The sequence below is a fragment of the Aerococcus sp. NPDC058936 genome, from assembly GCF_042741995.1.
GTDB lineage: Bacteria > Bacillota > Bacilli > Lactobacillales > Aerococcaceae > Aerococcus.
This window is the reverse complement of sequence record NZ_JBHYKZ010000004.1, coordinates 125,096-145,433: the sequence shown is the minus strand read 5'-3', so window position 1 is coordinate 145,433 and position 20,338 is coordinate 125,096. Positions and strand designations below refer to the sequence as shown.

Annotated in this window: 18 protein-coding genes and 1 other annotated feature; of the genes, 13 read left to right on the top strand and 5 right to left on the bottom strand. The window is 39.2% G+C overall.

The features are described from left to right. Window positions 1-7 precede the first annotated feature (7 nt). On the top strand, window positions 8-1,804 hold the full coding sequence (gene pepF / locus ACFW0C_RS04700; RefSeq protein ID WP_378105811.1) for an oligoendopeptidase F: 1,797 nt from the start codon (window positions 8-10) through the stop codon (window positions 1,802-1,804). A 122-nt stretch (window positions 1,805-1,926) separates the two neighbouring features. Here the strand turns inward: pepF and ACFW0C_RS04695 are convergent, their stop codons facing one another. After that, window positions 1,927-2,622: a DsbA family protein gene (locus tag ACFW0C_RS04695; RefSeq protein ID WP_378105809.1), complete on the bottom strand. Its 696-nt coding sequence runs from the start codon at window positions 2,620-2,622 to the stop codon at window positions 1,927-1,929. Between the two features lie 214 nt (window positions 2,623-2,836). After that, window positions 2,837-3,427, bottom strand: a complete 591-nt coding sequence (locus ACFW0C_RS04690; protein WP_378105807.1) for a CYTH domain-containing protein — start codon at window positions 3,425-3,427, stop codon at window positions 2,837-2,839. Between the two features lie 208 nt (window positions 3,428-3,635). Between ACFW0C_RS04690 and ACFW0C_RS04685 the strand changes: the two genes are divergently transcribed. From ACFW0C_RS04685 to ACFW0C_RS04660, 6 genes are all read left to right on the top strand, one after another. Beyond that, window positions 3,636-4,337: a GTP pyrophosphokinase family protein gene (locus ACFW0C_RS04685; protein ID WP_378105805.1), complete on the top strand. Its 702-nt coding sequence runs from the start codon at window positions 3,636-3,638 to the stop codon at window positions 4,335-4,337. A 92-nt stretch (window positions 4,338-4,429) separates the two neighbouring features. After that, the gene (locus tag ACFW0C_RS04680; RefSeq protein ID WP_378105803.1) at window positions 4,430-5,269 is read left to right on the top strand and encodes an NAD kinase; all 840 of its coding nucleotides are present in this window, start codon (window positions 4,430-4,432) and stop codon (window positions 5,267-5,269) included. Window positions 5,270-5,355: 86 nt separating this feature from the next. Beyond that, on the top strand, window positions 5,356-6,237 hold the full coding sequence (locus ACFW0C_RS04675) for an RluA family pseudouridine synthase (protein ID WP_378105891.1): 882 nt from the start codon (window positions 5,356-5,358) through the stop codon (window positions 6,235-6,237). Window positions 6,238-6,413: 176 nt separating this feature from the next. Then, window positions 6,414-7,775 (top strand): magnesium transporter, encoded by a 1,362-nt coding sequence (mgtE, locus tag ACFW0C_RS04670; RefSeq protein ID WP_378105890.1) that lies wholly within the window; start codon window positions 6,414-6,416, stop codon window positions 7,773-7,775. A gap of 117 nt (window positions 7,776-7,892) precedes the next feature. Then, window positions 7,893-8,125, top strand: a binding site (T-box leader). 109 nt (window positions 8,126-8,234) lie between these two features. Further along, window positions 8,235-9,179, top strand: coding sequence for a homoserine O-succinyltransferase (gene metA, locus ACFW0C_RS04665; protein ID WP_378105801.1), 945 nt, complete (start codon window positions 8,235-8,237; stop codon window positions 9,177-9,179). A 30-nt stretch (window positions 9,180-9,209) separates the two neighbouring features. Further along, a complete protein-coding gene (locus ACFW0C_RS04660) occupies window positions 9,210-9,701 on the top strand; it encodes a redoxin family protein (protein ID WP_378105799.1) in 492 nt (163 codons plus the stop codon). A 101-nt stretch (window positions 9,702-9,802) separates the two neighbouring features. Here the strand turns inward: ACFW0C_RS04660 and ndk are convergent, their stop codons facing one another. Continuing rightward, window positions 9,803-10,216 carry a nucleoside-diphosphate kinase gene (gene ndk / locus ACFW0C_RS04655; RefSeq protein ID WP_378105797.1) on the bottom strand — a complete coding sequence of 138 codons (414 nt, stop codon included), beginning with the start codon at window positions 10,214-10,216 and terminating at the stop codon, window positions 9,803-9,805. Between the two features lie 161 nt (window positions 10,217-10,377). Here ndk and yghU point away from each other — a divergent pair, with 161 nt between their 5' ends. Next, the gene (gene yghU, locus ACFW0C_RS04650; protein WP_378105795.1) at window positions 10,378-11,178 is read left to right on the top strand and encodes a glutathione-dependent disulfide-bond oxidoreductase; all 801 of its coding nucleotides are present in this window, start codon (window positions 10,378-10,380) and stop codon (window positions 11,176-11,178) included. Between the two features lie 356 nt (window positions 11,179-11,534). On the opposite strand, the gene ACFW0C_RS04645 is transcribed toward yghU, so the two are convergent. Continuing rightward, the gene (locus ACFW0C_RS04645) at window positions 11,535-11,987 is read right to left on the bottom strand and encodes a GNAT family N-acetyltransferase (protein ID WP_111856792.1); all 453 of its coding nucleotides are present in this window, start codon (window positions 11,985-11,987) and stop codon (window positions 11,535-11,537) included. 230 nt (window positions 11,988-12,217) lie between these two features. Here ACFW0C_RS04645 and ACFW0C_RS04640 point away from each other — a divergent pair, with 230 nt between their 5' ends. Continuing rightward, window positions 12,218-13,792: a peptide chain release factor 3 gene (locus tag ACFW0C_RS04640; RefSeq protein WP_378105794.1), complete on the top strand. Its 1,575-nt coding sequence runs from the start codon at window positions 12,218-12,220 to the stop codon at window positions 13,790-13,792. 63 nt (window positions 13,793-13,855) lie between these two features. On the opposite strand, the gene ACFW0C_RS04635 is transcribed toward ACFW0C_RS04640, so the two are convergent. After that, window positions 13,856-16,090, bottom strand: a complete 2,235-nt coding sequence (locus ACFW0C_RS04635) for an AAA family ATPase (protein ID WP_378105793.1) — start codon at window positions 16,088-16,090, stop codon at window positions 13,856-13,858. 322 nt (window positions 16,091-16,412) lie between these two features. Here ACFW0C_RS04635 and ACFW0C_RS04630 point away from each other — a divergent pair, with 322 nt between their 5' ends. The 4 genes from ACFW0C_RS04630 to ACFW0C_RS04615 all read left to right on the top strand — a co-directional run bounded on the left by ACFW0C_RS04630 (window position 16,413) and on the right by ACFW0C_RS04615 (window position 20,246). Further along, complete coding sequence (locus ACFW0C_RS04630; protein WP_039935992.1) at window positions 16,413-16,679, top strand: phosphocarrier protein HPr; 267 nt, start codon at window positions 16,413-16,415, stop codon at window positions 16,677-16,679. A 1-nt stretch (window position 16,680) separates the two neighbouring features. Further along, window positions 16,681-18,414: a phosphoenolpyruvate--protein phosphotransferase gene (ptsP, locus tag ACFW0C_RS04625; protein WP_378105792.1), complete on the top strand. Its 1,734-nt coding sequence runs from the start codon at window positions 16,681-16,683 to the stop codon at window positions 18,412-18,414. Window positions 18,415-18,625: 211 nt separating this feature from the next. Beyond that, window positions 18,626-19,882, top strand: a complete 1,257-nt coding sequence (locus ACFW0C_RS04620) for a glycosyltransferase (RefSeq protein ID WP_378105791.1) — start codon at window positions 18,626-18,628, stop codon at window positions 19,880-19,882. Between the two features lie 136 nt (window positions 19,883-20,018). After that, entirely contained in the window at window positions 20,019-20,246 is a 228-nt protein-coding gene (locus tag ACFW0C_RS04615) for a YkuJ family protein (RefSeq protein WP_016897683.1), read from the top strand. Window positions 20,247-20,338: the final 92 nt, after the last annotated feature.

The window sequence follows — 20,338 nt, the reverse complement described above, 5'->3', positions numbered from 1 at the left end:
GTATATTATGTCAAAAATTTTTGAAGTAAAACCTAGAAATGATGTAGACAGTGCGTTTCAATGGGACTTAACCAGTATCTTCCCAGATGATCAAGCTTTTGAGGATGCCTTAAGTGGATTCCCAGCTAAAGCGGATGCTTTTCAGGACTATAAAGGCACTTTAGACCAAGGTGCTGACCAAGTGGTAACCGTATTAGAGGCCTTATTAGCGTTGAGCCGTGAATTGGAATCCCTATATGTTTACGCACATTTAAAACATGACCAAGATACAGGAAATAACAAGTACCTAACTTACAACAGTCAAGCAGGAGCCTTACTTGCTCAAGTTAGTGAAAAGATTTCTTGGTTTGAGCCAGAAGTATTAACAGTATCTGAAGAGGTACAAAAAACATTGGAAAACCACTCTGAATATGGTCACTTCTTCCGTGAGTTATTTGCGAAGAAAGCGCATGTGTTATCACCAAATGAAGAGGCTTTACTTGCTGGTGCTAGCGAAATTTTTGCTGGCTCTTCAACAACTTTCTCACTTTTAAACAATGCCGATTTAAAATTCGGTAAAGTCAAAGATGAAGAGGGCAATGATGTTACCCTTTCTCACGGCTCATACGGTGTCCTACTAGAAAGTGCAGACCGTTCTGTTCGAGAAAATGCCTTTAAACAACTTTATGCAACTTATGAAGGGGTTAAAAATACCAACGCTTCATTGATGTCTGGTAATATTAAAGGACATAATTATACGGCTAAAATTCGTCACTACGATTCAGCACGTCAAAAAGCTTTAGACAACAACAATATTCCAGAAAGTGTTTATGACACATTAGTAGATACAGTAAGAAAGAATACAAATCTATTACATGAATATGTTGCCTTAAGAAAAGACATGCTAGGTCTTGATGACTTACAAATGTGGGATATGTACACACCATTAACAGGTGATGCACCGGTGAAATTTACTTACGAAGAAGCTAAAGAGATTACCTTTAAAGCTTTAGCGCCTTTAGGTGACCAATACTTGAAAGACTTGGCCAAAGCTTTTGACGAGAAATGGATCGATGTTTACGAAAATGAAGGTAAGCGTTCAGGCGCATACTCGTCAGGGGCTTATGATACCAACCCATATATCTTGCTAAACTGGCAAGATTCGTTGAATGACTTGTATACACTAGTTCATGAGTTAGGTCACTCAATGCACTCTTATTACACTAGAAGTAACCAACCATACGTATATGGTGACTACTCAATTTTCGTAGCAGAAATTGCCTCTACGACAAACGAAAACTTATTAACTTCATATTTATTGGATACGATTGATGATAAAGATGCACAAATCTATATCTTGAATCATTATCTTGATGGCGTAAAAGGCACAATCTTCCGTCAAACTCAGTTTGCTGAATTTGAAAAATTCATGCACGAATCTGATGCAAACGGGCAACCTTTAACAGCAGACTTCCTTAGCGAAAACTACTTCGAATTAAACAAAGCCTACTATGGTCCGTCAATCGGAGAGGATAAAACAATCGCTTTAGAATGGTCTCGTATCCCTCACTTCTACATGAACTACTATGTTTACCAATATGCAACAGGATTCTCTGCTGCCAACACATTGGCTAAACGTATAGTAGAAGGTGAAGATGGTGCCGTTGACAAGTACTTAAATTACTTGAAATCAGGTTCATCCGATTTCCCAATTAATGTTATGCAAAAAGCGGGTATTGATATGACCAATGCCACTTATATCGAAGAAACCTTTGCCCAATTCGAGCAAAGATTAGCTGAATTAAAAGGCTTATTAAACAAATAGAAATAGATTGAAGGGGCTGTAGCATTCACTGCAGTCCTTTTCAAATCGCTATTTGGAGATTCACTCCCTAGATGACGAGACGAAAAAGAGGTCGGAATTTTCCGACCTCTTTTGGATATATTTTATTTTTTAATACAAGTTAAAATTGGCTTTTGATGCATTTCTTGATCCATAGCTTCCTCAGAAGGTATCATCATTTGATCAGTTAGGTATTCTAAGTTTTCAAGAGTGATATTTTCTTCAAGTTTGAAGCCATATTTGTAATTGATATTATCAAATACAACAACAGTAGGGTTAGCTGAAATTTGCATTTGGCGAGCCAACTTAGCATCAGCAACAATGCCTTCTTGTGTAAGGTCTGAATGAAAATCCTGCAACCACATGTCCGTATCGAGACGCTTAGATTGCGCGATTTCTAGCATTTTTTCATGTGAGTAAGGGTTGCCTTGGCGACCGAAGTAATCTTGAATCTTCATCAAGTATTCACGGCCAACTTTCTTCCCCTGTAGTAGAGCAGCCTTGTAGCCCTTACAGACTTCTTGATGTGCGAGATACAAGCTGTTACGGTCAGCTAAAGATAAAGGTTTATCTAGTGCCTTGATGTAGTTATTAAAGGTCTGCATATCTGATGTTGTGATAAAACGGAAATAAACTTTTTTATCCGTTTGTTGTACAAACTTCAACACTTCTTCTTCGCAGTTTAGACAGGTGTCACCGAACGGATTAACAAATAAAAAAACTTCAAACACGTGTTTATGCTTACAGGCATCTGGTGTGATTTTTTTACTGCTATTCGTTTGAACGATCTTTTGTGCCATACTCTACTCCTTTACTCATATTTTTAAAACGATCAAATTTACTTTAATTTATTTAACTTGTCTATTGATTAGTTTTAACAAACTATCTAATCACATCGATTTTTGAACTATTCCCCAATTCTAACAGGCTAACTTTAAAACTGCAATCTATTTGTTTCGGCTAAGAGAAGTCCTCTATCTTCTTATAGGTAAAAGATTGATAGCATAACTGAATTTAGCCCAAGGGATCAGCATTTGATTGATTCATACGCACGATTTTTTGTTTAATTGGCCGTTGTGGAATTTGAAATTTTTGCAATAAATTTTGATAAAAAACGAGGCCTGTTTCTGGATTGTTTGTTTCAACTTCAAGTTCAAAATCCTCGTAGTCTTGGAAGAAACAATGGTCCAACACCATATCTTGACCTTCAACCACTTGTTGGTGTCTAATAGTTTTAAATTGCCCGATGATGACTAAGTCATCAAGTGCAATATCAATTGTTGCTAAGAAATCAGCAACTTCACCGCCATGGCTCAATTTTCTAGATTCTTTAATAGATTCGCCATCGATAAGGGTCAATTTTTCAGTTGTTTCCAATTTCTGATGGTCTTTAACAGGTTTTTTCATTGTTAAATGGACATAAGTATCTGTTATACGCACACGTAAACCAATATGCCGTTTGCGCAATTCATGATCTTTAGTATCAAAATAGATATTTTCTTGGGTTAGGGGGGCAGTTTCTGCGAAATTATAGTAATTAAACAACTCCTGGTACTCTGCTTGATTTAAAATATTTTTGTATTCTATTTCTAAATGTTCTGCCATTGGACCGCCTCTTTTCTATATTCGCTTCAAGTATATCAAGATTAACATAACTTTTACAATAAAAGGGGTTGGCGGTACCATGCATTTTATACGAATAAAAAGATAAAGATAACTTGCTATCTTTGCGTTTATTATTATAAATCAATGGTTTTTGTGATAGAATATACAGGATGTGTATGCAAGTAGATTAAATAAAGTGGGTGACCAGATGGTGGAAGATTGGCATAGTTTTCTTGCGCCGTATCGACAGGCTGTCGAGGAGTTAAAAGTTAAATTTAAGGGTATTCGTACGGAATTTGAAGAAGCAAATATTCATTCGCCAATCGAATTTGTTACTGGCCGAGTAAAGAGACCTGACAGTATTTTAAGAAAAGCTGAGTTTAGAGAAGTATTAGATCTAAACGCACATAATATTGAAACCGTGATTGAAGATATCGGTGGTATTCGCATCATGTGTCAGTTTGTGGAAGATATCTATCAAGTCGTTGAAATCCTTCATCAGCGTGAAGATTTTGACATTATTGTTGAACGTGATTATATTAGCCATAAGAAGGCAAGTGGGTATCGTTCATATCATATTGTCATTGCTTATCCGATTGAAAGAATTACGGGGACCGATTCGATTCTTGTTGAAATACAAGTGCGGACGTTAGCGATGAACTTTTGGGCGACGATTGAGCACTCATTGAATTACAAGTATGCGGGCGATTATCCTTTAGAATTGCACCAACGACTTGAAAGAGCAGCTGAAGCAGCCTTTCGTTTAGACGAGGAAATGTCTGAAATCCGTGAAGAAATTAAAGAAGCCCAGAAGTATTTTCAAACAACTGGTTCAAATAGTAGGCAGAAAACACAATTCCCTACTCCAGTAGAAAATCAAATAGAAGACAAACATAAACGCCCACTATAGTTTGATGATTGATTAAAATATTCGGATCAAGTTGCAATGGGAATGAAGATATAAATATAACGGTGACTAAATCAATTGTGGAGGGTATATAGATGAGAGTGGCAGTACGATACAGTGACACTGAAAGTTCTAAGAAAATTCGCGATATGATTTATGCATCTTGTGCAAGCTCAGGCTTTGAATTGGATGATGTAAATCCTGAATTAGCAATTTCCGTTGGTGGAGATGGCACCTTGCTAAAAACCTTCCATACTTATGCGGATCAATTAGACTCTGTTCGTTTTGTTGGTTTACATACGGGACACTTAGGTTTTTATACGGATTGGCTAGAGAGTGAATTGCCTGAATTCCTTGCAGCCTTAAGTAATGATTCGGGTGAAAGTGTGTCTTATCCCCTACTAGAAGTCGAAATTGAATACAGTGATGGCCAAGTGATCCAACACATTGCTTTGAATGAGTCTGCTATTAGACGGTATGAGGGGACAATGACTTGCGAGATTTTTATTAAAGAAGAAAAATTTGAATTCTTTAAAGGAGACGGCTTGTGTATTTCAACGCCAACTGGTTCAACAGGCTTAAATAAATCCTTAGGTGGGGCCGTTGTCCACCCTCGTTTAGATACCATTCAAATGACAGAGATTGCCTCAATTAATAACCGAGTATATCGGTCTTTGGCAAGTCCCTTATTAATCGCTAAGGATGAGTGGATCGTCTTAAAGCCGGCGAAAGAACATGCCATGACTGGCGTATTCTTGTCTTTAGACCATTTGAATATGCCATTGAATGATGTTGAAAAAATTACTTACCGTGTAGCTAAGGAACGGGTGCATTTTGCCCGTTATCGTCACATGCACTTTTGGGACAGGGTAGAAAACTCATTTATCGGAATCAATGACTATCCAAAGCGCAAGCTCACAAAGGAAGAAAATTAGTTTTTTTAGCATTTAGTATGTAAAAAAGTAATAGATTAAAGTGAAAAATAAAGTAACGTAAATGAAAGGTCGACAATTTTTTTATGATGGTATTCGAATGGGAAGCGGACGAAGCTTTGTTAACGCGTACCTTTTTGAAACACAGGGGGATTTCTAGGCGACTATTGTCCCGAATCAAGTTTCATGGAGGGCAAATTTTAGTAAACGGACATGAAGAGAATGTCCGTCACCAATTGACCGTCGGCGATAAAGTGACAGTCATTTTGCCGAATGAAGGGAAGCAAGAAATCATCGAAGCCATTCATCTACCGATTGATATTTTGTTTGAAGACGACCATTATATCGCCGTCAACAAACCGGCTGGCTACACTTCTATTCCTTCCCAATACAATCCACAGGGGTCCATGGCTAATATTTTAAAGGCCTATTACCAGCGGCAGGATTATGACAACCAGGTCATCCACGTAGTGACGCGGTTGGACCGGGATACGAGTGGGGTCATGTTATTTGCGAAGCACGCTTTTGCCCATGGCTTAATTGACCAGCAAATGCAGCAAAAAGGCATCGAAAAGACCTATCTAGCTGTTTCGGATAATAAAGTATCTGACCTTGACCATGGTTTTATTGATGATCCGATTGCTAGAAGTCCGCGGTCAATCATTGAACGACGGGTTCACGAATCAGGCCAATCAGCTTTAACAGAGTATTGGTTAGCTGAACAAGTGGGCGCCTTAAAAGTCTATAAAGTACAGTTACATACTGGACGCACCCATCAAATCCGGGTGCATTTTGCTTTTAATGGTGCGCCACTTATTGGAGACGACTTGTATGGTGGTCAAATGGACCATGGTATTCAAAGACAAGCTTTGCATTGTCGGTCTCTCAAGTTCAAGCATCAATTTACTGGTGAAATGGTTGAAATACAGGCTCCCTTGCCGGAGGACATTTCTGCTTGCTTTGACCTATAGGTTATATTACAATGGTTGGCATCTGTTAAAATAGAAGGTGTGGCAGCTTTGTTACAGCCTCAATAAAAATGATAACTTATCAAAAATGACATAGGGGTGAGAATATGAGTCGCGATGAAAATAAAGAAGTCTTAGATAATCGAGAAACAGAAAACGAAGAAGTGGAAATCTTTGAAATGAGTCAGCCTACTGATGAGGAAATCTATGAAAGTATTATAGAGGCACTGCAGCATAATGACCGAGACCGGTTTAGAGAAGAATTCTTCAAAAACCATACATATGATCAAGCACAGATTTACCTGACTTTGGATCCAGCTGAACGGGTGAAATTGCACGATTATTTAGCGCCGCAAGAACTAGCTGAAGTTTACGATATTATTGATGAAGACGATCACGACCGTATTTTGAACTTCCTATATGATATGGATGATAAATACGCTGCAGACGTACTTTCATACATGTATACCGATAATGCCGTGGATATTCTAAACGAGTTAGACGTTGAAAAAGTGCGGACATACATGCGTCTGATGCCAAAAGCGGCAGCAGATGATATTAAAGTCTTGATGCATTATGCGGACGAGACAGTAGGGTCGATTATGACCACTGAATTTGTATCGATTACTACCAATCAAACTGTTAAGTCAGCCATGACCATGTTACGTGCCAAAGCCTCAAACGCTGAAACCATTTACTACTTATACGTGGTAGATGATGACAACCGTTTGGTCGGGGTACTATCCTTGCGTGATTTGATTGTTAATGACGGGAATGTCATGATCAATGAATTGATGTCTGACCGTGTCGTTTCAGTAGATGTTAACGAAGACCAAATCAATGTTGCTCGTACCATTCAAGACTACGATTTCCTAGCAGTACCCGTTGTTGAAGAAACAGGTGAACTGATTGGTATCGTAACCGTCGATGACGTTATCGATGTCTTGAATGATGAAGCCATGCAAGACTACTCTGGTTTGGCCGGGGTAGACGTGGATGAGCAATATTCATCACCTTGGAATTCAGCGAAATCACGTTTGCCATGGTTGATTACCTTGCTATTTCTAGGAATGGGAACTTCTACTTTGATTAGCCAATATGAAGATATGATTGCTGAAGTAGCGACTTTGTCCTTATTTATTACATTAATTACCGGTACCTCAGGGAATGCAGGGACACAGTCTTTAGCGGTTGCGGTTCGTAAATTGGCGACACCAGAAGATGAAGCCTCTACTATGGGGGCAATGATTTTACGTGAGATTATGACAGGATTAATTGCGGGTGCCGTGACAGGATTAGTCATCATGACGGTTGTCGGTATCTGGCAAAGCAATTTTGTATTAGGTGGGGTAATTGGTGTCTCTATGTTAGCGGCGATTACAGTGGCTAATTTAGCTGGATCATTGATTCCTATTTTGATGGACAAGCTGGGCTTTGACCCTGCGGTTGCATCAGGACCCTTTATTACAACGCTATCCGATTTAACGTCAGTATTAATTTATTTTTCAATCGCTTCACAATTCCTACAATTTTTAGCGTAAATGCAATTGAATATCATAAATAAGTAATAGGGATAACCGGTAACGGTTGACAGTTTAAGTAGATTGTTTTAATATTTGCTTATAGAAATATAAGAAATTGATGATAAACATAAAAAATGAATCACATTGAAAATATAAGTAAATGGAAATCTTTGCTCAGAGAATCTACGGTTGGTGGGAGTAGGTGTAAGTATTTCCTTTGAAAATGGTCTGGGAGTGACGAGTGTAGAATGTACTTACCTTTAGCACTTGCGATTGATAGTCGATAACCTATCTTCGTATGATTGTACGAATGAGGCGAGCTGATAGTTCGCAAAGTAAGGTGGTACCACGTTCCAGACGTCCTTATAATACTGTGTTGTATTATAAGGACTTTTTTTTATGTTAAATGAAGATGATAAGGGAAGAATCGCTTAACTAGCTTGATGAAGCTAGGGTGATAAAATGGAGGGAATATCAATGCCAATTAAAGTTGTTCAAGATTTACCAGCATTACAAAAATTAACCCAAGAGAATATTTTTGTTATGGATGAGCGTCGTGCAACCATGCAGGACTTTCGTACTTTAGAAGTGGTTATTGTGAACTTGATGCCGACTAAAGAAGCGACGGAAGAGCAGTTGCTGCGGTTATTAAGTAATTCACCCCTGCAAGTGAATGTGACCTTTATCCATATGCAGTCACATCAAGCGGCCCATATTTCAGAAAACCACCTAAAAGCATTCTACCGGACCTTTGACCAAATTAAAGACCATTACTTTGATGGGATGATCATTACTGGTGCACCGGTTGAGCACCTAGATTTCGAGAAGGTGAATTACTGGGACGAATTAGTGTCCATTATGGAATGGTCAAATAATCATGTCTTCTCAACCTTGCATATTTGTTGGGGCGCTCAAGCAGCCCTTTACCACCATTACGGTATCGGTAAACAACCTTTAGACAAAAAGCTATTTGGTATTTACGAGCAAGAATTGAGAGATAAAAAGGTATCTTTAGTACGTGGTATGGATGAACTTTTCTATATGCCACATTCTCGCCACACGACTGTGCCAAGTGAATTTTTTGAACAGGCACCTGACTTAGAAATTCTAGCTGGTTCAGAAGAAACAGGGGTTTCAATCGCTCAGTCCACTGATTCGCGTTTTGTATTTATCTTCGGCCATGCGGAATATGACGCAGAAACCTTAGGCAAGGAATACAAGCGTGATGTTGAAGCTGGTAAGCCAATTGAACTGCCAGTCAATTACTATCCTGGCAATAACCCAGAGAATACGCCGAAATTGAAGTGGCGGACAGCAGCCAATACTATTTATGCCAACTGGTTAAACTACTATGTTTACCAAGTAACGCCATTTGTGATTGAACAAATTAGTGACTCGTGGCAAGGCAAAAAGAACGCTTAATCGCTTTTCTATTTAAAATGAAGGAGAAAAATGATGCAAATAACAAGAGGCGACCAAATCATTCATTTAGCGGGCCAACCCTTACAAAAAGGCGACCAGTTACCCTTAGTTGACCTATACAACCGCGATAAAAAAGTGGTTCAATTAGGCAACTATATCAAAGGATTAACCGTTATTTCCATTGTCCCAGACATCAATACCAAGACATGTGACATTCAAACCAACCGTTTCGCAGCGCTAGCTAAAGAAAAGAATTATCCGATTTTGACCATTTCTTTCAACGACCCTGCAGATATCACTAACTGGTGTCAGACCAACAATGTCGATATGACTTACCTTTCTGACCAGGCGGGCCATTTTGCCAAGGCCTCAGGACTTGAAATGGTGGAGAATGGTAAACTGGCGCGGACCGTCCTATTGGTAGATGACGTCAATCAAATCCAATACATCGAAATCGTTGCGGACATGCGGGACGAACCCAATTATGACGCCGTCCTAGCTGCCGCTGACCAGCTGATTTAAATTATTTAAATATTTCAATGGAAAAAAGCTTTCACCAGCTTGCTAACGCCCAATAGAATAATGGGGATTGCAGGCTAGTGAAAGCTCTTTTTATGTAGTTACTATTCGTACGAATTGAAGAAACGGGTGATTTCAATAGCTGCATTCTCTTCTGTGTCTGAACCGTGGATGGCATTTTCAGTCACATTTCTGGCGAAATCAGCGCGAATGGTATCAGGTGCTGCCTCGCGTGGGTCGGTTGCCCCTATAATTTTCCGCATCCCCTCAATGACGTTATCGCCGGTAACCACCATCGCAAAGACCGGGCCCGAAAGCATATAAGATTCAAGCTCAGGGTAAAAATCTTCATCCAATAGGTGGGCGTAATGGTGGGCCACCATTTGTTTATCTAATGCCATGACTTGGGCGCGTTCAATAAAATAATTCTGATCTTCGATACGTGAAATAATGGCACCCATCAAGCCACGTTTTAATACATCTGGTTTCAACATAATAAAAGTTTTTTGTTCAGACATAATGAAAAGCCTCCTTTAATTTACTATTATAAGTAACTCCTTGAAATTTACCAGTAATTTACCAGTTTTTTAAACCTTTCAATGAGCGAATGATTTAACTTTTCTAGGGGTACAGTGGTATATTTAGGTAAGCGAGTAAGGATTAAAAAAGGAGCGATTAAATGAGCGAGTATATTGTACCAAGTGTATGGACATGGGAAAATGAAGCTGAAGAAATCAAGAATCTAGGGGGTAACCGTCCAACTGCTGGTAGCCGTTTTGAACAAACACTACCTGTTGGAGAAGCTGATTTACAATTGTATTCTTTGGGTACACCAAACGGGATTAAAATTACTATTTTACTAGAAGAATTGAAAGACCTAGGTGTGTCAAATACTGAATATGACTTATTTTTAATTCATATTGGAAACGGCGATCAATTTGGCTCTGATTTTGTTAAAATCAATCCAAACTCTAAAATTCCGGCTTTAGTCGACCAAAGTCAAGAACCCGCTTTAAACGTTTTTGAATCAGGTTCAATTCTACTTTATTTGGCTGAAAAATTTGGCCACCTAATCCCTAAAGATATCCACGGTCGTACAGAAACCTTGAACTGGTTATTCTGGCAAATTGGTGCCGGTCCCTATGTAGGTGGTGGTTTCGGTCACTTCTTTAATTACGCACCTGAAAAATTAAAATACCCAATTGACCGTTTTACAATGGAAACCAAACGTCAATTAGACTTACTAGATCAAACATTGGCAACCCGTGACTTTATCGCGGGCGAAGACTATACCATTGCGGATATCGCTATCTGGTCTTGGTATGGTCGTTTAGTCCTTGGTGAATTATATGAAGGATCTAAAGAATTCTTGGATGCTGATTCATACAAGAACGTGGTTGAATGGGCCAACAAAATCAACGAACGTCCAGCCGTTCAACGTGGTTTAGCAGCAGAATACAAGCCATTAAACCAAGCGTAAAATACACATGAAAAAACCCTGTAGCGTTAGAACGAAATCTGACTTTACAGGGTTTTGTTATTATACAAATTATACTTGAGTGCCCGCATTCAAGACCTCAATATGGCGGTCGTTTGCATGCAAGCTCTTTTTCGATGGGTTAACTATGGTACTATTGAGAGAGTGCATCTTTTCATTGCAAAAAGGCTCGACTACTTTAACCTGAGTGTACTGTATACAAGGGTAGGTATTAAAGATAGCAAGAGTTAACGAGCTCGTTTGGGCAAAGTGAATTAACCTTTAAAGTGACACACAGAAAAAGCTGTACCTGTTCATTGACAGATACAGCTTTTAGATAGGTTATTTTAGTCAAGCAGTCATTCGTTGACATGACCGATACTTTTTTCCATATCGATATGCATGATGCCTGCGTCCATATATTTCGGTGTATCCATATTTTCATAGCCAAGCGCTTCATAGAAACCGGTCACGTGCTCTTGGGCACCCAAAATAATTTGTGAAAAATGCTCCTCTAATGCCTTCTCTTCAACAACGGCCATCAATTCACGGCCTAGACCTTGGCCACGATATTTTTGAGCAATTGCTACACGTTGTAATTTGGCTGCATTCGGTGTTAAGGCGAGTAACCGTGCTGTATAAACGGGTTCATTATCGCTGTTGTAGCCAACCATATGTAAGCAATCTGCTTCGTATTTATCGATTTCTTCGTCAATATCGATGCCTTGTTCGTCTACGAAGACTTCTTTTCTAACTTTTAAAGCGTCCCTATAGGGCTCTGAATTGATATCATTGGTCCAAACGGTCTTCATGCCATTTCTCCTTCAATAAAAAATGAATTTAGTGCTAAAAATGATAGATTCATTATAACATAAGCGGGGATAATTATTATGTGATTTGCAATTTTAAATTACTTGACGCATATGGTATTATAGAAAGGCATATTTTAGGAGGTGTGATTAGCATAATACGCTATAGAAAACACACGCCCAACAAATCAGAAAGACATAATCAATAATCAAAATGAAAAAGGATGAAGAGGATGAACTTAACGCAAGAAGTAGCAAAACGCCGTACCTTTGCCATTATTTCCCACCCGGATGCTGGTAAGACGACGATTACAGAACAATTATTATTATACTCAGGTGCTATCCGTCAAGCGGGTACTGTTAAAGGGAAAAAATCAGGTAAATTCGCCAAGTCTGACTGGATGAAAATCGAGCAACAACGTGGGATTTCCGTGACATCATCAGTGATGCAGGTAGACTACGACGGTTACCAAATTAACCTAGTGGATACCCCAGGACATGAGGATTTCTCTGAGGATACTTATCGTACTTTGATGGCCGTAGATGCGGCGGTGATGGTAATCGACTCAGGTAAAGGGATCGAGCCTCAAACTAAGAAACTATTCCAAGTTTGTCGTATGCGTGGCATTCCAATTTTCACCTTCATGAATAAATTAGACCGTGATGGTCGTGAACCGATGGACTTAGTTGCTGAACTTGAAGAAGTTTTAGACATCGATGCCTACGCGATGAACTGGCCAATGGGTATGGGGAAACAATTCCTTGGTTTATATGATTTCTACAACAACCGTGTGGAATTAACCCATCCAGAAGAAAATGGGGATAACGACTTCCTACCATTGAACGAAGACGGTGAAGTTGAAGGCGACTTTAAATTCAAAGAATCTTCTATTTATACGGAAGCCTTGGAAAACGCAGAATTAATGCGTGAAGCAGGTAATGGTTTTGATGCTGACGCCATTGCTGCCGGTGAATTAACGCCAGTATTCTTTGGCTCTGCCTTAACAGGATTTGGTGTTCATACCTTCCTCGATGCTTTTGTTGATTTCGCGCCAGCACCTTCTGCAGTGGAGACTGTTGAAGAGGGGGAAAAAATTGAGCCAACGGATCCTGAGTTAAGTGGTTTTATCTTTAAAATCCAAGCCAACATGGACCCACGTCACCGTGACCGTATCGCTTTTGTCCGTATTGTGTCAGGTGCCTTTGAAGAGGGAATGGATGTAAAAGTAACCCGTACTGACAAGAAAATCAAATTGAACAATACAACCCGATTTATGGCCGATTCAAGAGAGAACGTTGAAAAAGCTGTAGCGGGCGATATCATTGGTTTGTATGATACAGGGAACTTCCAAATTGGGGATACCATTTATACTGGCAAAAAGGCCGTAGCCTTCCCACCACTACCACAATTTACACCAGAATTGTTCATGAAAGTTTCACCTAAAAACGTCATGAAACAAAAATCATTCCACAAAGGGATGCAACAATTAGTCCAAGAGGGTGCCATCCAACTTTATAGAACGTGGCATTCTGAAGAATATATTATCGGTGCCGTTGGGCAACTGCAATTCGAAGTTTTCCAATACCGCTTATTAAATGAATATAATTCAGAAGTAGACATGTCACCAATGGGGAATAAAATCGCCCGTTGGATTTCTGAAGAAGAGTTGGATCCGAAGATGTCTTCAAGTCGTAACTTACTATGTAAGGATATCCATGGTAATCCTGTTTTCCTTTTTGAAAACAACTTTGCTGTAAACTGGTTCCAAGGTAAGTACCCGGATGTACACTTAGAAACTTTATTATAATCACGAAAAAGGCCCAGGAAAAATTTCCTGGGCCTTTTGGCTACTTAAAAATAGTTGTGTATTTTAGTCTTCGGAATTAGCATGATGGCTATTGTCATTTTCCGATGCTTCTTCAACTAAAGCTGATGGGTCTACAATGATGTTATCATCGCTATCTACAGTAAAGTAAATGTCGTGGACATCATTGTTCTTCAAGAAGGTATCAGCTACTTGGTCTTCGATTTGACTTTGGATGACACGTCTTAATGGGCGAGCACCAAGTTTTGCATCATAGCCAAGTTCAACTAAACGTTCTTTGACCTTGTCATCAACATTGACATGGATATCTTGGTTGGCTAGTAAGTTGTTCATATTATCTAATAGTAGGTCAACAATCACAATCAGTTCTGCTTTAGTTAGTGGTTGGAATTCGATGATGGCATCGAAACGGTTCAAGAATTCAGGTTTGAAGTAGTCACCAATCTTGTTCATGACACTTTGTTGTTTACCTTGTTTGCTTGCGCCAAACCCAACACTTGCTTCCACGCCGTCTGAACCGGCGTTTGATGTCATGATGATTAAGGTATCTTTAAAGGATACAGTGCGACCTTGGGCGTCTGTTAAACGACCGTCTTCCATGATTTGTAGGAAGATATTTAAGACATCTGGATGGGCTTTTTCAATTTCATCTAATAGGATGATTGAGTATGGTTGACGACGTACTTGCTCTGTTAATTGGCCAGCTTCATCGTAGCCTACGTATCCTGGAGGTGAACCAATTAATTTAGACACGGCATGTTTTTCCATGTATTCAGACATATCAAAGCGGACTAAGGCTTCGCGACGACCAAATAATTGAATGGCCAATTGACGTGCTAATTCGGTTTTACCGACACCAGTCGGGCCGACGAACAGGAAAGAACCGATTGGACGGTCTTGACGGCTTAAACCAACCCGGTTACGACGGATAGCTTTGGCAATGTGTTCTACTGCATCGTCTTGACCAATGACGTGTTGCTTCAAGTTTTCGTCTAAGTTGATCAATTGGTCTTGTTCAGATTCTTGAAGGTCTGAAACGGGGATACCGGTTTTGGTTTCGATAATTGCTTGAATGTCGCTGGCATTGACTGTTGGTGTCTTTTCAGGAACATTCTGATGGCTATCGTACATATCTTGGTATTTGTTTAATTGATCACGGTAGTAGGCTGCTTTTTCATAATCTTCAGCTTCTGTGGCCATTTCTTTCAGTCTGGTTAATTCGTCAATTTGATTCTTCAACGATTCACGGTCTAAGAATGGAATGGTTAAATTCTTTTTAGAACCTGATTCATCTAATAGGTCAATCGCTTTATCTGGTAATTGACGGTCCGTGATATAACGGTCTGATAGGCGAACAGTTGCTTCAATGGCTTCATCACTATATTTCACGTTATGGAATCCTTCGTATTTTTCTTGAATACCTTTGATAATTTCCAGGGTTTCTTCTACAGAAGGTTCAGCTACCATGACTTGTTGTAGACGACGGGCTAGGGCGCCATCTTTTTCGATTTTTCTAAATTCATTTAAGGTTGTTGCACCCACTAATTGGAGTTCACCGCGGGCTAGAGCCGGTTTTAAGATATTACCAGCGTCTAGTGAACCACCTTCAGTTGAACCAGCGCCGACAATTTCATGGATTTCATCTATAAATAGAATGATGTTCTTATTTTCGCGGACTTCATTCATTAATTGTTGCATTTTTTCTTCGAATTGGCCGCGGATACCAGTTCCTTGAACAAGTGAAGCGACATCTAATTGGATGACTTCTTTGTTGCGTAATTTTTCTGGTACAGCGTGCTCAACAATTTTTTGGGCTAGGCCTTCGACAACGGCTGTTTTACCGACACCCGGTTCACCAATTAGAACAGGATTGTTTTTTGTACGACGGTTCAGGATTTCAATCACTCGGATAATTTCATCGTCTCGACCGATAATTGGGTCGATTAAACCAGCCTTGGCTTGGTCAGTCAAGTTGGTTCCGTAATTGCCTAAGATAGAATCGTCATTGTTGCCACCTTTGCCAGGTTGAGCTTGGGCTTTATTCTGCGAATTTCCAGAAAAGCCTTGTTGTTGCATTTGACGTAATAGGTCATCAAAGCTGTAGCCGCCAAAGGGGTTATTACTATTATCGTTATTATTGTTATTTAAATTATTTGTTTGTTTACCTTGAGATAGCTGTGAGTAGCATGTTTGGCAGAGGTTTACCGCTTCACGTCGGCCATTCACATTTGCGTATACATGAATGACAGCGTCGCGTTCGCCACAGTTTTGACATAACATATAAGCACTTCCTTTATTTAATGCTAGAGCGATTGCCTGCAATTTTTATATTCGCAGCATATAGATATAACTGCTAATGTCTATATTATACTCTGACCAATTTTGACTTTCAACCAAAAGGCTTAAACAAAAATTATTCCTATAGTATTCAAGGGAAAAACCTTGTGGAAACGCTATTTTTTTGGTAAATTATTAATGAAAGAGTTTTCTAATTATGGTATAGTCTAGTTTGTGACATTTTACTTTTCAAATAGATAAGCTATAATAACTCTTGCCTATTTATAAAGGTCTAAATAAAACATTTTAAAGGAGATTTTTGATTATGCAAAAACAAGAATTTAACATTACAGCTGAAACTGGTATCCACGCACGTCCTGCAACTTTATTGGTGCAATCTGCAAGCAAGTTCAACTCAGATATTAATTTAGAATACAAAGGTAAATCTGTAAACTTGAAATCAATCATGGGCGTAATGTCTTTAGGTGTAGGTCAAGGTTCTGACGTTGTAATCACTGCTGAAGGTGATGACGAAGAAGAAGCAATCCAAACAATTGCTGAAACTATGAAAAACGAAGGGTTATCAGAATAATATGACTAAACTAACAGGAATCGCGGCTAGTGATGGCGTTGCCATCGCTAAAGCGTTCTTAGTTGAAGAACCTGATTTAAGTTTTGAAATTTCAAAATCTAACGATTCACAACAAGAAAAAGAACGCTTAGCAAAAGCTATAGCTGACTCAAAAGTAGAAATCGAAAAAATTAAAGCGGTTGCATCTAAAGCCTTGTCAGAAGAGGAAGCGCAAGTTTTTGACGCGCATTTAATGGTCCTTGAAGATCCGGAATTGCAACAAGCTTATACGCAAAAAATTGAAGATGAAACATTGAACGCGCAATCTGCAGTTCGTCAAACAGCTGACTTCTACATCGAAATCTTCAAAGGTATGGAAGACAATCCTTATATGCAAGAACGTGCAGCTGACATCAAAGATGTTACTGACCGTTTAGTAGCGCATTTATTAGGTGTTAAAATTCCTGACCTTTCAACTATCGATGAAGAAGTAGTTGTTGTGGCTTATGACTTAACGCCAAGTGATACAGCACAATTAAACCGCCAATTTGTTAAAGGTTTTGCGACTGATATCGGTGGACGTACTTCACATTCAGCGATCATGTCTCGTTCACTAGAAATCGCTGCAGTTGTAGGGACTGGTAATGTTTCTAAAGAAATCAACGACGGTGACATTGTCATTGTTGATGGTTTAAACGGTGATGTTATTGTAAATCCTGACGATGCAACCATCGCAGAATACGAAAAAATTGCTGCCGACTTCTTAGCTCGTAAAGCTGAGTGGGAAAAACTTAAAGACGCTGAGACTTTAACTAAAGACGGCAAGAAATTCGAAATCGCTGCCAACATCGGTACGCCAAAAGACTTAGAAGGTGTACACTCAAACGGTGCTGAAGCAATTGGTTTATACCGGACTGAGTTCTTATACATGGATTCAGACGAAATGCCAACTGAAGATGAGCAATTCGAATCTTACAAAGTTGTTTTAGAAAGGATGAATGGTCATCCAGTCGTTGTTCGTACAATGGACATCGGTGGGGACAAACACTTACCTTACTTACAATTACCAGAAGAAATGAACCCATTCTTAGGTTACCGTGCAATCCGTATCGGATTAAACCAACCTGAATTATTACGTGTACAATTACGTGCCTTATTACGTGCGTCTGTATACGGTTCATTACGCATCATGTTCCCGATGATTTCAAATTTACCTGAATTCCGTGCTGCGAAAGCAATTTATGAGGAAGAAAAAGCTAAATTAGAAGCTGAAGGTGTTGAAGTTGCGGATGACATTCAAGTGGGTATCATGATCGAAATTCCAGCGGCTGCTGTGATTGCTGATCAATTCGCTAAAGAAGTGGACTTCTTCTCTATCGGTACCAACGACTTAATCCAATATACAATGGCGGCTGACCGTATGAATGAACACGTTTCATACCTATACCAACCATTTAACCCATCTGTATTACGATTGATCAAAAACGTTATCGATGCGAGTCATAAAGAAGGTAAATGGACTGGTATGTGTGGTGAAGTAGCCGGTGAACCAATGGCTGCGCCATTATTAGTAGGTATGGGCTTAGATGAATTCTCTATGTCTGCATCTTCTGTACTGAAAATCAGATCCTTAATTTCTAAATTAGATTCAAACGAAATGGCTGAATTAGCTAACAAAGTAGTTACGGAAGCAACTTCTTCAGACGAAGCTGAAGCTTTAATTAAAGCAGCAGTTCCTGAACTAGCTGAACTATAATCATTTCAAATGAATAGATTGAAAACCTCACTGAGATCATGGATCTTGGTGGGGTTTTTTCTTTGTCTAAATGTGGATGTCACGCGAAGATATCTCTTATCGTATTCTTTACAATTAAGTTGCCATCAGATGATTTTTTAATTACAATTATTCTGTTATGATAGGATATATGACAGGATTAAAATAAAAAGGGCATCTAAGGAGTGTTTAGATGAATATCGCGATCTTTACCGATACCTACTTTCCACAAGTAAGTGGGGTCGCTACCTCAATTCAAACATTAAAAGAAGCGTTTGAGGATAATGGACATCAAGTGTATATTTTTACGACATCCGATCCAAAGGCAGAAATTGAAGACCATGTATTTCGCTATGAATCAGTTCCTTTTCTATTCTTCAAGGATAGACGAGTGGCGATTCCTTCTTTTGCGTCTATTTACCGTAAATGCAAAGAGTTAGCAATCGATATTGTCCATACCCAAACGGAGTTCTCTATGGGGTTGATGGGGGTAAGCGTAGCACGCTATATGAGGATTCCACTAGTGCACACTTATCACACTTGGTATGAAAAATACCTTCATTATATTTTAAATGGCAAATTAATTTCTCGAAAAACGGTCGTTCATTTGTCTAAACTTTTCTGTAATCAAGCTGATTTAGTCATTTCACCTAGCGAGCAGATGAAAGATGTTTTAAGAGACTATCAAATTCAAAAACCTATTCATGTCTTGGCAACAGGGGTAAAGTTACCTAAGGAAATTGACCAAGATGTCTTAATCAACTTTAGACAAAGCTGGGGCATTGCACAAGATGAGTATCTACTGTTATCGATTAACCGTATCGCTGAGGAAAAGAACTTAAACGCGATTATCGAGCAATTTCCTCAGGTGCTGGCGGATATCCCAAATGCTAAGTTGTTACTTGCAGGGGACGGGCCACAGTTAGAAGCGTTAAAAGCTTTAACAGCTAAACTCAATTTGACGGATAAAATCATTTTCCCAGGCTTTGTATCTCATGACCAAGTCAATGTCTTGTACCAAGCGGCGGATGTTTATGTGAACTTATCGACTTCGGAGACGCAGGGCTTAACATTTATTGAAGCCATCACCAACCATCTACCGGTGATCGCCATGAAGACGCCTTACCTAGCGGCCCTTGAAGATATTGCACCGTTCGGTCATTTACTAACGGAAGTGACAGATTTTCCCAAATCTGTGAAGGCTATTGAAACGGCGCAATCTTCATTAACAGAAGGTTTAGCACCATTAATTTATCATGTGTCGGCAGATGCTTTCTATGTGGACTTGTACCATATTTACCAGTACATGATTGAATTGCAGTCAGAGAAACCGAGAAATCTAATTGGACGAAGTGTTTACCTATCTTCTTCTTTTGCAGAACTGCATAGACCTTTGAAGTGGACTAGCAAGTATTTCCCGTCCTTCTATATTCGCAGAAAAGACGAATAGTCAGCATGAATATGGGGCGTCATTTTTCAATGAAAAGGCTTTGCTGAAATTAATTCATTTCTCATGCACTTAAAGGTTTTTTATTCAACCAAAGAGTGTTAAAATGACAAAGATAAGAAGGCGAAAGGAGATTATTATGCAATCATCTCGATTAGAAGCAATTATTACCCGATTAAAAGCGATGCTTTCTGATGACTCAGAAATCGAAGTACGTCGTTTTGAAAAAGAGGGCGTTGAAAAGTGTATTGTACGCTTTAACAAAGAGTCTGAAAGTTTTGAATTAGAGGACTTAACAATCAACGAAACTTTCCAATTTGATGACATTGATTTAGTCGCAATGGAAATCTACGAGTTAATTCAATAATTAACCAATTCAGTTGAAATTGTAGGGTGACCTACTAGAACTACCAATATGGCAGACATTCTGTGTCGTATAGAGGGTCGTGGCATCACGAT

Excerpts from the sequence above, each read along its gene's own strand:
- pepF (WP_378105811.1), top strand. The coding sequence starts at position 8 with ATGTCAAAAATTTTTGAAGTAAAACCTAGAAATGATGTAGACAGTGCG.
- ACFW0C_RS04695 (WP_378105809.1), bottom strand. The coding sequence starts at position 2,622 with ATGGCACAAAAGATCGTTCAAACGAATAGCAGTAAAAAAATCACACCA.
- ACFW0C_RS04690 (WP_378105807.1), bottom strand. The coding sequence starts at position 3,427 with ATGGCAGAACATTTAGAAATAGAATACAAAAATATTTTAAATCAAGCA.
- ACFW0C_RS04685 (WP_378105805.1), top strand. The coding sequence starts at position 3,636 with ATGGTGGAAGATTGGCATAGTTTTCTTGCGCCGTATCGACAGGCTGTC.
- ACFW0C_RS04680 (WP_378105803.1), top strand. The coding sequence starts at position 4,430 with ATGAGAGTGGCAGTACGATACAGTGACACTGAAAGTTCTAAGAAAATT.
- ACFW0C_RS04675 (WP_378105891.1), top strand. The coding sequence starts at position 5,356 with ATGGTATTCGAATGGGAAGCGGACGAAGCTTTGTTAACGCGTACCTTT.
- mgtE (WP_378105890.1), top strand. The coding sequence starts at position 6,414 with ATGAGTCAGCCTACTGATGAGGAAATCTATGAAAGTATTATAGAGGCA.
- metA (WP_378105801.1), top strand. The coding sequence starts at position 8,235 with ATGCCAATTAAAGTTGTTCAAGATTTACCAGCATTACAAAAATTAACC.
- ACFW0C_RS04660 (WP_378105799.1), top strand. The coding sequence starts at position 9,210 with ATGATGCAAATAACAAGAGGCGACCAAATCATTCATTTAGCGGGCCAA.
- ndk (WP_378105797.1), bottom strand. The coding sequence starts at position 10,216 with ATGTCTGAACAAAAAACTTTTATTATGTTGAAACCAGATGTATTAAAA.
- yghU (WP_378105795.1), top strand. The coding sequence starts at position 10,378 with ATGAGCGAGTATATTGTACCAAGTGTATGGACATGGGAAAATGAAGCT.
- ACFW0C_RS04645 (WP_111856792.1), bottom strand. The coding sequence starts at position 11,987 with ATGAAGACCGTTTGGACCAATGATATCAATTCAGAGCCCTATAGGGAC.
- ACFW0C_RS04640 (WP_378105794.1), top strand. The coding sequence starts at position 12,218 with ATGAACTTAACGCAAGAAGTAGCAAAACGCCGTACCTTTGCCATTATT.
- ACFW0C_RS04635 (WP_378105793.1), bottom strand. The coding sequence starts at position 16,090 with ATGTTATGTCAAAACTGTGGCGAACGCGACGCTGTCATTCATGTATAC.
- ACFW0C_RS04630 (WP_039935992.1), top strand. The coding sequence starts at position 16,413 with ATGCAAAAACAAGAATTTAACATTACAGCTGAAACTGGTATCCACGCA.
- ptsP (WP_378105792.1), top strand. The coding sequence starts at position 16,681 with ATGACTAAACTAACAGGAATCGCGGCTAGTGATGGCGTTGCCATCGCT.
- ACFW0C_RS04620 (WP_378105791.1), top strand. The coding sequence starts at position 18,626 with ATGAATATCGCGATCTTTACCGATACCTACTTTCCACAAGTAAGTGGG.
- ACFW0C_RS04615 (WP_016897683.1), top strand. The coding sequence starts at position 20,019 with ATGCAATCATCTCGATTAGAAGCAATTATTACCCGATTAAAAGCGATG.